A 13826-nucleotide genomic window follows, 5' to 3' on the forward strand; every position below is an offset into this window, starting at 1 on the left:
CATCAGTGGTGGATGAAGAAAACCCCCCACTGATGGAAGTTTCACTTTATATAAAATTTTAATTTTTTTCAGAAATCGATCAATTATTGGCTGGTGTAATCATGAGATCCCTTATTCACTTCTTTAACGATATGAAAATACAATCAAAAATGGTTGTTTCCTTTATGGTTGCTGTCATGATTCCACTATTAATGGTTGGAATCTTTTTAACACATGAGCTAAGATCAACAGCACTTGATGATGCAAAGGAGCAATCTGCGGCTAATGTTGAACGTGTGAAAAAGCGAACAGCGGAAGCATTGGAAAAGGCGATTTATGTATCAGATAATTTAACGCTGGATCATCAGTTAAAAAGAATTGTCAATACACCGTATCAAACAACACAGGAAGTGTTCATCGCCTATCAGTCTTACACTAGGTTTGCAGAATATAAAGAAACATTTAAAGAAATCACAAACATAAGGTTATATACGAAAAATACAACGATGCTTAATAACTGGGAGTTCATCCCTCAATCACCTGATGACACAAAGCCGTTTTGGTACCGTTCTGCTGAAGAAGCGAATGGGTTAATTGGTTGGTTCTATATATCAGATGAAACACGGAATAATAGGAAGTATTTAAGCTTAGTGCGTAACATTAAGTATTCCAATTACAAATCAAACGCAGTCCTGGTGATTAATATAAGTAATGACTATCTATATGAAATATTAAGTCAGGAACAATCGCCAATTATGGTTGTGGATGATAACAATTATATTGTTGTTTCCAATCGTAAAGAGTATATTGGCAGGAAGCTTGAAAACATAGTCGAAAGTGAAATCCCTTTTGATGGAGCAACAGGTTCTTACAATGGAAAAGTAAATGGTGAGGATTCAGAAGTTTTAATCGATACCTTGCTAACAGAGGATAGCCAGAATGAATTAAAATTTGTTTCTGCTATCCCAAATAAAGCTATTATGGCTGATGCAAACCGATTTGTAAAACATGGCCTTTTGGTGATGGGAATGAGCTTAGTTGTTGCTTTATTATTAATTACCTTTTTTACGAAGATTTTATCAAACAGGATTATCTCGTTAAATAAACAGATAAAAAAGGTTGGCGAGGGAAATTTAGATGCAACCATTCACGTCCAAGGTTCAGATGAAATCGGACTTTTATCAGATCAGATCAATAAAATGGTCACCAATATCAAGGAATTAATAGAAGAGGTTGAAAAGGTCCATATTGAAAAAAATATATTAGAAAAACGCCAGCAAGAAATTAAGTTGAAAATGATGGCTAGTCAGATCAATCCGCATTTTTTATTTAATGCATTAGAGTCGATTCGCATGAAGGCGCATATAAAAGGAGAAAAAGAGATTGCAAGTGTTGTAAAGATATTAGGTAAATTAATGAGAAAAAGCATTTCTGTTACGGGAGAAATGGTTCAGTTAAAAAGTGAAATCGAACTAATAAAATGCTACCTGGATATTCAAAAGTTCCGTTACGGCGACAGGCTTGATTATCAATTAATAATCGATCCTGAATCAGAAAATATATATATTAATCCTCTCATTATTCAACCGCTAGTCGAAAATGCTGTCATCCATGGTCTTGAAAACAAAGAGAAAGACGGAAAAGTGATAATTGAAACAAAAATCATAGATCATTTTTTATATGTTTGTGTCCTTGATAATGGTGTAGGCATGAGTGAGGAAAAGCTTCATTTAATTAAGGAGACATTAAAAAAGGTCGATGATAATCGAGAGAATCGAATTGGACTACTTAATGTTCATCAAAGGTTAATTTTAACGTTTGGAGAGCAAAGCGGCCTTCAGATTGAGAGTAATCCGTCAAAGGGAACGAAGATATGTTTTGTCATCGATACAAGGGGGGATCATCATGTATAATGTGTTAATTGTTGACGATGAACCGATGATTAGAGAAGGGTTAACAACATTAATTCCTTGGACAAGTTATGGCTTCAACGTAATTGATTCTGCTTCCAACGGGAAAGAAGCGCTAGAAAAGTATCATAGCCATCATATTGACCTCATGATAGCTGATATCCGGATGCCGGAAATGAATGGGATTACACTTATTGAAACAATCCGTCAAACGGATAAAGATGTTCATTTTATTATTTTAAGCGGGTACGCAGACTTTGAATATGCAAAAAAGGCGATAAGTGCCAGAGTGACAGGCTATTTATTAAAACCGGTTGATGAGGATGAACTAGTCGAATATTTAGAGAAACTAAAAAAGAAATTAGATCAACAACAATCACTGAACCAGCTAAAAAAAAGCAATCATACACTCCTTAAAAATAAATTTATTTTGTCACTCTTGCAAGAAGAATACTCTGTATATGAACAGGAAGAATTGGATTATTGGCAGCTAACATCAAAGGAATACCAAATCATTTTAGTAAAATTCTTATCTAGCAATAACATAGATATAGAAGAAATCAAACAGGCGCTCGCGCAATCATTTGAACCAGACAGAGGCGCACTTTTTATCAATGACTCAACGATTGGAATGATCGTAAAGGATAGACCAAAAACTCCAGAATCCTCTCAATATCTTTTTGAAACGATTAAAAAGATCATCCATATCTATGACCCAATTATGAGTATGAGTGAAGTCGTTACTAGCATAGAAGAATTATCAACTGCCTATAGGCAAGCAAAGGAGTTACTTGAAAATCATTTCTATTATGAGGAAAAAGCCTTCTTGAACAAGGATTCTAAGCCATTCATAGCTAGACAACAGGTGAGAATGGAAAGTGACGAAGATTATGAAGCGTTATTAGACACTTTTGCTGAAAAGATTTACTTTGCCATTGACATCACCAGTCATAAAGGAATCGAAGAACGTTTAATAGAAATGGCCCAATTACTCGTTAATGAAGGATGCACGGAAGACGAAATAAAAAGATATTACTTCCGATTGATTTCGACTGTATTGAATAAATGCTCCGCCGAAAAACCAGAAATCCAATCTGTTTTGTCAGATGTCTCAGAAGGTATGATGGACATTTATAAACAAATAAATTTGCCGCAACTCATGAAATATAGTGAAAAACTTTTCACAAAAATTATGAGCAGTTTAGAATATGGAGACCAGCATGATCAAATGAAAAGGCTGGAGGACTTCATATTGAGAAATTACCATAAACATCTAAAGCTTGAAATGCTAGCGGAAATTTTTAATTATAATAGCGCTTACTTAGGGAAATTATTTAAAAATCATACAGGTGAATACTTTAATACCTACCTCGATAAAGTCCGCATCGAAAATGCAAAAAAGCTACTTAACAAAGGCTTAAAAGTATACCAAGTCGCCGAACAAGTTGGCTTCACAAATGTCGACTATTTTCATAATAAATTTAAAAAATATGTTGGTGCATCTCCTTCTGCTTATCGGAAGAAAGTGAAGTAGTACTTTGTTAGTTAATGTCCTTTATCGGTGGTATGAAGGGCATTTAAATAATTCTAAAATAACTAGTTGTTCAAAAGAAATCGGCCATTAAAGATGCCGATTTCTTTTATTTTCTGGAGACGTAAAGGTACTGATGTGAATTTTAGCTTTGTTCAAAAGTAAGAAAGGATATGTTTTTACTTAGGTTTTGTGTCTAGCTCCAACGCCTATCAAACATCAGATTATATCCCTGCGATAAGTCAACACCTGTTCAATACGCTTACCCTATTCTTTTATCACACTCGATGTTCCTTCAGTTTGTACAGCATGACGAAGGCGCTAGCGCTTTTCTTCATAATCCCTTTACAAAAGCTCTACAAACTTAATCATTTTTTTACGCTCACTTACTTGGCAACAAGATAGAGTAAAACATGTGGAGTAAAGTCATACGGAGGACTTTAGGTAAGCCACATAATCTAAATTAAAAAGGAGTGTTTTTTAGGTATTCATTTTGTTGAAGTAAATTTATTAGGAGGGACTTTATGATGAAATCAAAGAAAAAAATTGGAGCAATAGTAGCAACCATCACATTTGGGCTAATAACCTCTGTATCTAGTGTACAAGCTTTCTCTGAATCATCCAATCTAGAAAATCATCATCGTAAACCAGAACTTGTTTTTCCTGTGATTAGTGATGTACATATTGATAATGGATCAACTGCTGATATGGAAAAGTTTACATCAGCAATGGATCAATTGAACAAAGTTGCACCTGATCAGGATGCTTTTGTTGTTGTAGGAGATTTGACCGATTACGGATATGCAACAGAGTATGATAAATTTTTCTCTATTTACAATGCAAAGAAACAAGCTGGCGTCAATTCTATGTTTACAATGGGAAACCATGATTATTGGAATGGTTTATCGGTTAAGGATGCCCAAGCTCGCTTTCTAGAAAAAACCGGGATGGAATCAATCTATTATCACGAAGAAGTAAATGGCTATCATTTTATTGCATTAAGTCCTGAAAATAGCAATACTCACGGTTTGTATACCGTTGAGCAAATTAACTGGCTGGCTGAACAGCTGGAAGCGGCAGAAAAAGACAACCCAGGAGAACCGATCTTTGTTTTCCTTCATCAGCATATTAAAGAAACAGTGTATGGAAGTGATTTGTGGGGAACACAGGAAAATAAAGAACTTTTATATAATACATTAAAGGATTATCCTCAAGTTATTACTTTCTCTGGACATTCTCATTACCCGCTTGAAGATCCAAGAACAATTCATCAAAAAGACTTTACATCTGTTGGAACTTCATCGGTAAGTTATTTAGAATTGGAGCCAGGTAAGCTTCAAGGGATTCATCCACCAGGAAATCGAGATATTAGTCAAGGGATGGTTGTAGAGGTCTATAATAATGAAGTTGTTATTAAGAAACGTGATTTCCATAAGGATGATTGGGCAGGAGATCCATGGGTGATCGAATTCCCGGCTAAGAAAAAGGACTTTAAATATACAGAAGACCGTGATCAGAAACATCCAACATTTAAGACTAAAGACGAGGCCTCGATCATAAAGGAGAAATCAACATTAAGAAGTTTAACCATCGAGTTTCCGCAGGCAACTGATAACCTGCTTGTTCATTCATATCATATTAAGGCAAAAAATAAAGCCACTGGTGAAATAGATGCAGACTTCAAAGTATTTTCTGATTTCTATTATGATCCTGTGCCTGAGAAATTAGAGTTCCCAGTGAATGGACTTCAGCCAGGCACTGCTTATGAAATTGAGGTGCAAGCATTGGATTCATTCGGGAATCCAAGTAATACAAATGTAAAAGCTGAAGGAACAACGAAAGCGTTAGAAATGGTTTCAGCACAAGCCTCTCCAGCTTTAATCACGAATGGTGAAGCGACTTCGATTCATGTAAAGATGAAAAATTATGGGAATAAAACTGTAAACGGTAAAATTAAGATTGATGCACCTGCTGGCTGGGCGCTGGAAAATAATGAGGTACTATACGAGCTTACAGGAAATGAAGAAAAAACGTATACTGTCCAAGCTGCACCTTCAGAAGAACTTTCTGGTGCTTCAGAATTAACCATTACAGCTTATGAAGGTGAACAAATAATCGGATCAAAGAAAATCCAAGTCCTAGTAAATATGATGCTTGGCCAAGACTTTGAAAGTTTGCAGACATCATTAAAACCTGCCGTTAATGAGAATATTTCCAGCTCCATTCTTGGGTGGACACAAGAAACTCCAAATGACTGGACGATTACGAATAGCTCTAATATGCCTGCAGGGACAACCGAATGGCAGGGCTGGAGCTTTACAACAAAAGATTTTTGGACAAAGGCTGATGGACAAGATCGTGAAGATTTTGATCTTGGACAAGGTGTTATTGCTGTAGCAGATCCAGACGAATGGGATGATTTTGGTTCACCTGCTTCCAAAGGGTATTTTGATAGTACGTTAACGTCTCCCTCTGTAAAAGTTGAAGGCGGTCAAACCTTATCCTTGGGATTTGCATCTCATTATAAACAAGAAGGAATTCAAACAGCAGAAGTAACAGCAGTTTTTGATAATGGTGAAAAGCAGCAAGTTCTTATTTATGATAACCAAAGCACTTCTGATAATAAAAATGGTCATGTTTTAAATAAGTATGAAGTGAAACCGATACACGTTCCTGAAGGGGTTACGTCTATGAAACTACAATGGAGAATGTATAATGCCAAAAATAACTGGTACTGGGCAATTGATGATATCAGACTCGATGATCAGGTAATTGTTGCACCAAACTAAAAGAGAAATGCGGTACAAGTACTTAAGAGTAGATGGAAGAATTAAACAATAAAGTCAATGACTCATAAGAAAAACTAAAAGGATTGAGTCCTGTACAATACAGGACTCAATCCTTGATAACTGCTTAAAATATTTCTTGCTTTTTTTGTCTCTTAATTTCTAAATGAATCTATTTAACTGTTTGCGTTAACGCCTAATTGACGGAGAATGTCATGTGCATCAACATTGTGATCTTTTCTTAATATTCTTGCCATCTTCAATCCGAAACAGCATCATAAGAGAGAAATTGACGGTATTACCAGTAACAGAAGTCTTTAAATGTCTCATAGTTTTCTTGTTCAATCGTTACATAAGAACAACGAACTAGTTCTTTATTTAGCCTCTACCGGCATTGGTTACCTCAGCTTAAGGTATGTCCGCTTTTATCTAAAATGTGTAAGATTCACCGTCATCTGGTACTAATACATTAGACGTGATACCTTTTTCATTTGCAAAGCTCTTTAATTCATCTCTGGATAATCCCCAGTGGTTTACGGCTTCCATGTGGACAGCAATAATTTTTGCGTTAGGAGCAGCCTTATAAACTTCATAGACATCATCTTTCCCCATAACTAGTGAACCGCCTTCAAGGAATTGATTGTCTCCAGCATTTACGACAACGATTTCTGGTTTGTGTGTATCGATTACTTCTTGAACTGCTTCATACCACACTGTATCCCCGGCAACATATAATGTTTTCTCGGTTTGGTGCTTAAATACAACGCCGCACACTAGTCCAGCAAGCTTTAAGATCTCGCCTCTTCCATGCTCGCCTTTTGTTTTAATGAATTGGATACCTTCAAAGACTGTATCCTCTTGTAAAACCTCTACATTTTTGAAACCAGCCTTTCGAATTTCTGTTGCATCTTCTTCATTTTGGGAAAATATTTTCATCTCTTTTGGCAATGCTTCTTTAGCTGCCTCATCCCAATGATCTAGATGAAGATGTGTCACGATGACTGCGTCAATATCCTGAACAATATTGTCAAGGGAGGTTGGCAAGCTTACCAAAGGATTATTTTGATCTTGTCTTGGTGCATTTGGGAAGGGAGGATAAGCTCCTTTTTCCGCTAACATTGGGTCGATTAAAAACTTTTTCCCTGCATATTCAACAACAATTGTTGCATTGCGAATTTGATGTATATTCATATATATTAACTCCTTTTCATTGAAAATTCCTTTGAACAATGTATATTCTAAACTATGGCCAATATATGGATACATAGTTTAAATAAAGTGTTTTGGACGTTTGACTTTATTTATGAAAGGAGTTAACTAAATGTTAGATAATACGGATCTGCTTATCCTAGATGAACTATCCAAAAACAGCCGGATTAAAATGAAAGAGTTGGGCGAGAAAGTCCATTTGACCGGACCAGCTGCAACGGCTAGAGTGGCAAAACTAGAGGATCACGGCATTATTGAGGGCTATACCATCAAAGTGAACCAAGTCAAATTGGGATTTTATATTCATGCATTTATTACGATCATGACACAAAGCATTTATCACCAGCCATATTTGGCATTCATAAAAACACAAGCGCAATATCTAATAAATAACTATAAAATCAGCGGGGAAGGTTGTTATCTCCTCGAATGCAAATTTCCATCCAATGAGGAAATGAATCAATTTTTAGAGGAATTAAATGAGCATGCAAATTATAAATTATCGATTGTAATTAATAAATAGCACGGAAGACAAAAAAACTGGCCCTAAGGGAGTAACTTATTAGTTTAATAGAACAAGTTCATAAGGTACGATACCGGGTTGAGGTGATATGAATGATCTTAGTAAGTTCTTGTTTAGCAGGGTTAAAGGTAAGGTATAACGGTACACATAGTTTAGATCATAAGATATGTAAACTAATAGAAGAGAATAAAGCAATGACTGTCTGTCCTGAATTGCTAGGAGGTTTTTCCACGCCTAGAGAACCTGCTGAGATAATAGGCGGTAACGGAGAAGACGTATTGGATGGGAAAGCAAAAGTGGTTGAGAAAACGGGCAGAGACGTTACGGATTTATACATTAAAGGAGCTTACGTTACTTTAAAAAAGGCTAAAGAGGTGAGAGCAACAATAGTTATTCTTAAAGAGTATAGCCCTTCCTGCGGCAGTTCAATGATCTATAATGGCGAATTTATAGGTAAGAAAATGATTGGAAACGGAGTCACTGCTGCTTTACTTAAGCGAAACGGAATACAAGTCATTTCCGAAGAACAGTTTTCCGATAAAATCATTTAACATGATTTTCAATTTATAATCCTCCAAAGCAAAAAACTACAAGTGAAATGCCTTAAGCCCTTGTAATTAAGGGACTTAAGGCATTTTTTGTTGCTAGAAGACACGAAAAGGAAAATTATCTGAAACTGTATAAGGATACACATAATAGCCTCAATCAGGCCAGATCGACTATAAAAACAATGAGATTTTTATGTCAAAATATATTGAGTCAGGTTTGATGAAGGAATAGTTATTTGTTTAGAGAATAGCTATTGAGTATGTAATTTATGAAAAAACGTAAAGGGGTTGTTAGTTATGTCATTTAGCCATAAAGAAATTCCTTTTGTCTATTTGAAGGTCATTAAAGCACGATTTGAAGAAATGAAAAGTATTGCTGAAAAAACATTTGAACAGCTTAATGAAGAATCTTTATTTTGGGCACCTAACGAAAATTCTAATAGCATAGCTGTGATCGTAAAGCATATGAGTGGGCATATGGTTTCACGCTGGACTGATTTTTTAATTTCAGATGGTGAAAAACCTTTTAGAGATAGAGATGGAGAATTTGAAAACTCAGTATGTACTCGTGAAATGTTATACCAGATATGGAATAAGGGATGGGATGTTCTTATTGATGAATTAGATTCGCTAAATGAGGAACATCTTCTTCAAGAAATATACATTAGCAATAACCCCCTTACTGTGATAGAAGCGATTGAAAAAAGCATGTACCATTATTCTTATCATATAGGACAAATCGTTTATATGGGTAAACAAATTAAGTCCGATGATTGGAAGAGTCTAACAATACCTAAAAAAATCAAATAAAATAATTTACCTTTGCTTGAACGAAGAGATTACAGGAAAAGGAGTACACATATGAAGGATACCCTAAGAAATCTCAAAGCTTTAGAAGGACCATTTCCCCAATTTGACCCTGCAAATGTTCCTTCAAATCCAAATGAGCTCTTTCAAGAATGGTTTCATCTTGCTATAAAAAATGGAGTTCATGAACCTCACTCCATGACACTTTCTACTATCAATAGTTTTGGGCATCCTGATGCAAGAGTACTTATTTTAAAAGATATGGATGAAGATGGATGGTATTTTGCCTCTAGTTCAACCAGTATGAAGGGACAACAATTGAAGATGAACTCAAACGTTTCTTTAACCTTTTATTGGTCTTTGATTGGCAGACAAGTTCGAATACGAGGAACCTCATTGAGGGTAGGAAAAGAGCAAAGTGCAGAGGATTTTTTAGAAAGAGGGGAAGTTGCACGAGCCATTGCTCTTCTAGGAAAACAAAGTAAAGTTTTGCCCGACAGTAAAGTCTTAGAGGAATCATTTATTAAGCAAATTGAGCGAGTGAAAAGCGAACCGAATACAGTAGACCCTCATTGGTGTTTATATAAAGTAGCAGCAAGTGAGGTGGAATTTTGGCAAGGAGATAGAGAAAGGAAGCATATACGCTTATTGTATCGAAGGGAAAATAACGTATGGATCAAAGAACTTCTGTGGCCATAGTTTACAACAATTTAAGAAATAATATTTGGGACAAATCTCCCGAAAGTTTATTCCATAAAAGGGTGCTTATCCTGAAAAAGGATAACACGTGCAATCCTTCAAGATCAACGTTATTAAATATATAAGGGGGAGAATAATGTTTATACATAAAATTGATGAGGATTTAGCTTTAAAATTGATAGAATTAAGAGATGCCGAAAAGGTTTTTGATTTAACAAATAACTCTAGGGATTATCTTAGAGAATGGCTTCCTTGGCTGGATGCGACAACTAAACTTGATGATACAAAAGAATATATAACTTTGAGTTTAAAAGGTTTTGCTGAAAATAGAAGCATAACGACTGTTATTTTATATAAGGGGCAAATTGTTGGTGTTGCGAGTTATAACTCAATAGATTGGACAAATAAAGTAGCGTATATTGGGTATTGGCTTGGGAAACAGTTTCAAGGAAATGGGATTATGACAAGAGTTGCGAAGGCTTTAACTGATTATGCGTTTAATGAGCTAAAGATAAACAAAGTTGAAATTAGGGCTGCTGTTGAAAATAAGAAAAGCAGGGGGATTCCTGAAAGATTAGGGTTTGTAAACGAAGGGTGTATTAGACAAGCAGAATGGCTGTATGATCATTATGTTGATCATGCTGTTTATGGAATGTTAGCGGAAGAATGGAAAGAAAAATAGATCACTAGATTCAGCAATCAGGCGCATTTCCATTATACGGATCTGCGCTTATTTTCATGAAAAAGAGCGATCATTTTTGAATAAAGAAGTAAAGATTAAATAAGCAAAAGAACATCTTTCATCATTCATTTTACTGTTATAACAAGTTCTTGTATTTCACATTATATGTTTTATAGAGGGAGTGAAGCTTCATTGGTACTTTTATAGAATAATTGCGGACAGAACGGGAGAAGTTTGATAGGTAAGAGTATTTAAAGCAGCGGCTTAAGTGAAAAATTTTCTCTGGGTGCTAGAGGTACAGTGAATAACTGTAGCTAATCAAGATCAACATTATTTGGTTCTAACGGCCGCTGCTTAAGGGAAGTATAAGCATAATCTCTCTTTTAAACCTTCTAAGACTTCTTTGGGTACTTCCCTGACCTTGATATCCCCACCTAGGAAAAGGAGCCAGTTTGTTATTTCGGTCAATTCTTCGGGATTATTCACATTGATAAAAGTCTTTAAAATGGCTGTAGTTTGGTAAGGATTCGTATAGGCTATTGAGACTTTTAAAGGGTGGTATTTTTTGAACTGGGCAATCGCTTTTGGACCAAGTTCAAGGACAAGGTTGATGACTTCTTCCTGCTTACTTAGTTTTTCTGAAATCCTTTTCTTACTTAATCTTTTTGTCGTCTGGTAGGGTTTGATATTTGTGAGATGATCGACAGGAATAATCTGCTTCTTCTCTTCCTTTAAGTCAAAGCCTTCAATCAGCCATAGACCTTTTTCTTGATAAAGGTGCAAGAGATAAATTGGATATGATTTTATTTCCTTCTCTTCCTTAACGGTAATCAATAAATACCGATCCAGAAGTAGGATTTGAATGAGTTTTTCCAGCATGGGGTGGGGAAGATCTGATAATTCAAGTAAGTCAGGATTATTCGGGTTCGTCCCTTCAAATAGCAAGATTTGATTTAATAGAACAAGGTCATCTTGCTGGTTTTCTGAGATTAAGCCGAGTAATTTTTCAGCTAAAGACTGACGGCTCTTTAGATAGGGAAGTTGTTGATTTCTTGTGGCCATAAACGCAATAAAAAGAGCTTTGACCTCATTATCGGTAAAGCGAACTTCAGGAAGGACAGAGTTGTGCATCACAGCATAGCCCCCATCCCTTCCAACTTCAGCGACAAGCGGCATCCCCATGGCCTCGATTTCTTTGATATCTCGAATAGCTGTCGAACGGGAGATGTTAAATTCCTGCATGATTTCAGAAATTGTAAAATGGGCGCGGTTGTTTATATACCGCATGATGGTATTAATACGTTCAACTTTTTTCATCTGGGCTCCTAAACAGTATCATTTTTTGACATGATTTAAGATTATGATATACCTATCAAGTGAATGAGTTCAAATCATTTGATTAATTTTAAAAAAAGGAAGGTTTTGGATATGGCGAATTATACCTTAGAAGAAAAAGACAGCTTTACCGTTTTAGGTTTTGGAACTGAGCTTAAGAGTCATTACACAGACTTTGCCGGCTTAAACAAGGAAAAGGCAGATTTTTGGGAGGCTTTCAGCCAAGATGGAAGGCTTGACGCTTTAAAAGCCATAGCCTCAAATGACTATGTTTTTGCCGTGAACGAAGCGGTGAATAACAAGATGATGCATTATGCCGGCGTCATGACAGAGGCATCGGCACCAGAACTAGGAGAATCTAGACTTATCCAGTTCCCTAAAGGGGAATACCTAGTTGTGAAAGGGGAAGGGCAGACGGCTGATGAATTGAATAATCATCTTGCTGGCATTGCCTTTGGCCAAGTCTTGCCAGAAGCAAAGAATTTTGCCTATGTTGGCGGGCCAAATACATCGGTTGTGATGGGGCAGAGAAACGGTATAGTGTTTGGTGAAATGTGGATTCCTGTTGTGAGGAAATAAAGGATGTGTCCATTTAGAGGTTAAATATTTTGAAGGTTTTTAATATTTGATATTTCTCCTTGAAACAATGAGGAGGATGAGTCAAATGAGCAAAGTTGTTGGTGCGGAAACAACCGCGAAGGTAGAAACCCCGCTCAAAGGAACATTGATTGCATATTGGTCAGTCACATTACTACTCGCAGGATCGATGACGTTAAGTGGTATCGGGCAACTGATGCAATTGGGGGGGAACGTTGAGTTAGTGACGAATATGGGTTACCCATTATACATCACAACTATTCTCGGGATTTGGAAAATACTTGGAGTCATCGCTATCGTCGTGCCACGCTTTCCTCGACTTAAAGAATGGGCTCACGCTGGTTTCTTCTTTTTAATGACTGGTGCGGCTTTGTCTCATGTGTTTGCTAAAGATTATGGTGAATACGGGTTTTATGTTATCCTTCCTCTTTTATATGCTGCACTCAATATTGCTTCATGGGCGCTACGTCCGAAGAGCCGCAAACTATAATGAGGGTTGGACTTTTGGTGAAATGCGGATTCCTGTTGTGAGGAAATAAAGTGATAACCGGAGGGATGGAAATGTCCTATATCGTTGATTTTAAAAATGTGTCTACGGCTGGTTTTGAGTCTTCACCTGTCGTCGAAGCACTTGCTGGTTTACGTGCTAATGAAGCCCGTTACTTTATGAACAAATACAAGCATGAATTTACCGTTATACCAGCTAGTGAAAGCGAGGAGACTCTTGATTATGTGAAGCGAGTTTTAAAAGAAGAACGTGAGATTGAGTTTGCGGCCAAACCTTTAGAAACATCGCGATTTCAAGTGGAAAATATCAAATTTGCCTACGTTTTTTATGAGGACGGTCTTGAGGTCAATGTTATGTATACGGTTGATGACCCTAAAAAGCGGGCAGTTGGTTTTAAGCTTTCTGAGGGAATGGAGGTACCAAAGGAATTAGAAGGGAAGTTTAAGTTTGCCAGACAGAAGTCAAAACTAGCTGGAACAATTCGCGGATCATTTTTTGTGATTAAAGGAGAATATTAGAATAGGCAAAAGCTGAAGTCAAAAAGGAATCCATCCATTTTTTCTTCATTATTGTACTGTTAAACAAGCAAAACCCCTTCAAATAGAAGGGGTTCTTAATGCTTTTTTTTCTCTATCATAACGAATAAAACACCAGTAAGTATTCCTGGGCACAGGAAGATGTTTTGGCAGCCATTAGTTTTATTAAAAAGCAT

Annotated in this window: 13 protein-coding genes; 11 read left to right on the forward strand and 2 right to left on the reverse strand. The window is 36.4% G+C overall.

Translation table 11 applies throughout. The features are described from left to right. Positions 1-101: 101 nt before the first annotated feature. From AC4GZ8_RS09535 to AC4GZ8_RS09545, 3 genes are all read left to right on the forward strand, one after another. Positions 102-1892 (forward strand): cache domain-containing sensor histidine kinase, encoded by a 1791-nt coding sequence (locus tag AC4GZ8_RS09535; RefSeq protein ID WP_491081620.1) that lies wholly within the window; start codon positions 102-104, stop codon positions 1890-1892. Further along, positions 1885-3423 carry a response regulator transcription factor gene (locus tag AC4GZ8_RS09540; RefSeq protein ID WP_491081621.1) on the forward strand — a complete coding sequence of 513 codons (1539 nt, stop codon included), beginning with the start codon at positions 1885-1887 and terminating at the stop codon, positions 3421-3423. Before AC4GZ8_RS09535 ends, AC4GZ8_RS09540 begins: the two co-directional genes overlap by 8 nt. A 524-nt stretch (positions 3424-3947) precedes the next feature. Then, positions 3948-6209 (forward strand): metallophosphoesterase, encoded by a 2262-nt coding sequence (locus AC4GZ8_RS09545; RefSeq protein ID WP_491081622.1) that lies wholly within the window; start codon positions 3948-3950, stop codon positions 6207-6209. A 426-nt stretch (positions 6210-6635) separates the two neighbouring features. On the opposite strand, the gene AC4GZ8_RS09550 is transcribed toward AC4GZ8_RS09545, so the two are convergent. Further along, on the reverse strand, positions 6636-7397 hold the full coding sequence (locus AC4GZ8_RS09550) for an MBL fold metallo-hydrolase (protein ID WP_491081623.1): 762 nt from the start codon (positions 7395-7397) through the stop codon (positions 6636-6638). A gap of 130 nt (positions 7398-7527) precedes the next feature. On the opposite strand from AC4GZ8_RS09550, the gene AC4GZ8_RS09555 reads away from it, so the two are divergent. The 5 genes from AC4GZ8_RS09555 to AC4GZ8_RS09575 all read left to right on the forward strand — a co-directional run bounded on the left by AC4GZ8_RS09555 (position 7528) and on the right by AC4GZ8_RS09575 (position 10674). Then, a complete protein-coding gene (locus AC4GZ8_RS09555; RefSeq protein ID WP_491081624.1) occupies positions 7528-7938 on the forward strand; it encodes an Lrp/AsnC family transcriptional regulator in 411 nt (136 codons plus the stop codon). A 92-nt stretch (positions 7939-8030) separates the two neighbouring features. After that, a complete protein-coding gene (locus AC4GZ8_RS09560) occupies positions 8031-8489 on the forward strand; it encodes a 2-thiouracil desulfurase family protein (protein WP_491081625.1) in 459 nt (152 codons plus the stop codon). A gap of 294 nt (positions 8490-8783) precedes the next feature. Further along, positions 8784-9296 carry a DUF1572 family protein gene (locus AC4GZ8_RS09565; protein ID WP_491081626.1) on the forward strand — a complete coding sequence of 171 codons (513 nt, stop codon included), beginning with the start codon at positions 8784-8786 and terminating at the stop codon, positions 9294-9296. A gap of 51 nt (positions 9297-9347) precedes the next feature. Then, positions 9348-9992, forward strand: coding sequence for a pyridoxine/pyridoxamine 5'-phosphate oxidase (locus tag AC4GZ8_RS09570; protein WP_491081627.1), 645 nt, complete (start codon positions 9348-9350; stop codon positions 9990-9992). Between the two features lie 136 nt (positions 9993-10128). Next, positions 10129-10674 carry a GNAT family N-acetyltransferase gene (locus AC4GZ8_RS09575; protein WP_491081628.1) on the forward strand — a complete coding sequence of 182 codons (546 nt, stop codon included), beginning with the start codon at positions 10129-10131 and terminating at the stop codon, positions 10672-10674. Between the two features lie 354 nt (positions 10675-11028). Here AC4GZ8_RS09575 and AC4GZ8_RS09580 read toward each other — a convergent pair whose 3' ends face one another. Beyond that, a complete protein-coding gene (locus AC4GZ8_RS09580; RefSeq protein WP_491081629.1) occupies positions 11029-11991 on the reverse strand; it encodes a helix-turn-helix transcriptional regulator in 963 nt (320 codons plus the stop codon). Between the two features lie 111 nt (positions 11992-12102). On the opposite strand from AC4GZ8_RS09580, the gene AC4GZ8_RS09585 reads away from it, so the two are divergent. From AC4GZ8_RS09585 to AC4GZ8_RS09595, 3 genes are all read left to right on the forward strand, one after another. Beyond that, positions 12103-12588 (forward strand): GyrI-like domain-containing protein, encoded by a 486-nt coding sequence (locus AC4GZ8_RS09585; protein WP_491081630.1) that lies wholly within the window; start codon positions 12103-12105, stop codon positions 12586-12588. An 85-nt stretch (positions 12589-12673) separates the two neighbouring features. After that, the gene (locus AC4GZ8_RS09590; RefSeq protein WP_491081631.1) at positions 12674-13096 is read left to right on the forward strand and encodes a DoxX family protein; all 423 of its coding nucleotides are present in this window, start codon (positions 12674-12676) and stop codon (positions 13094-13096) included. Positions 13097-13167: 71 nt separating this feature from the next. After that, complete coding sequence (locus AC4GZ8_RS09595) at positions 13168-13632, forward strand: DUF8821 family protein (RefSeq protein WP_491081632.1); 465 nt, start codon at positions 13168-13170, stop codon at positions 13630-13632. The last annotated feature ends 194 nt before the right edge of the window (positions 13633-13826 follow it).

This window comes from Metabacillus sp. RB-C-LZQ-3-1 (assembly GCF_058315175.1).

What these genes read in the sequence shown, in the direction of transcription:
- AC4GZ8_RS09535 (WP_491081620.1), top strand. Translation starts at nt 102, where the DNA reads ATGAGATCCCTTATTCACTTCTTTAACGATATGAAAATACAATCAAAA.
- AC4GZ8_RS09540 (WP_491081621.1), top strand. Translation starts at nt 1,885, where the DNA reads ATGTATAATGTGTTAATTGTTGACGATGAACCGATGATTAGAGAAGGG.
- AC4GZ8_RS09545 (WP_491081622.1), top strand. Translation starts at nt 3,948, where the DNA reads ATGAAATCAAAGAAAAAAATTGGAGCAATAGTAGCAACCATCACATTT.
- AC4GZ8_RS09550 (WP_491081623.1), bottom strand. Translation starts at nt 7,397, where the DNA reads ATGAATATACATCAAATTCGCAATGCAACAATTGTTGTTGAATATGCA.
- AC4GZ8_RS09555 (WP_491081624.1), top strand. Translation starts at nt 7,528, where the DNA reads ATGTTAGATAATACGGATCTGCTTATCCTAGATGAACTATCCAAAAAC.
- AC4GZ8_RS09560 (WP_491081625.1), top strand. Translation starts at nt 8,031, where the DNA reads ATGATCTTAGTAAGTTCTTGTTTAGCAGGGTTAAAGGTAAGGTATAAC.
- AC4GZ8_RS09565 (WP_491081626.1), top strand. Translation starts at nt 8,784, where the DNA reads ATGTCATTTAGCCATAAAGAAATTCCTTTTGTCTATTTGAAGGTCATT.
- AC4GZ8_RS09570 (WP_491081627.1), top strand. Translation starts at nt 9,348, where the DNA reads ATGAAGGATACCCTAAGAAATCTCAAAGCTTTAGAAGGACCATTTCCC.
- AC4GZ8_RS09575 (WP_491081628.1), top strand. Translation starts at nt 10,129, where the DNA reads ATGTTTATACATAAAATTGATGAGGATTTAGCTTTAAAATTGATAGAA.
- AC4GZ8_RS09580 (WP_491081629.1), bottom strand. Translation starts at nt 11,991, where the DNA reads ATGAAAAAAGTTGAACGTATTAATACCATCATGCGGTATATAAACAAC.
- AC4GZ8_RS09585 (WP_491081630.1), top strand. Translation starts at nt 12,103, where the DNA reads ATGGCGAATTATACCTTAGAAGAAAAAGACAGCTTTACCGTTTTAGGT.
- AC4GZ8_RS09590 (WP_491081631.1), top strand. Translation starts at nt 12,674, where the DNA reads ATGAGCAAAGTTGTTGGTGCGGAAACAACCGCGAAGGTAGAAACCCCG.
- AC4GZ8_RS09595 (WP_491081632.1), top strand. Translation starts at nt 13,168, where the DNA reads ATGTCCTATATCGTTGATTTTAAAAATGTGTCTACGGCTGGTTTTGAG.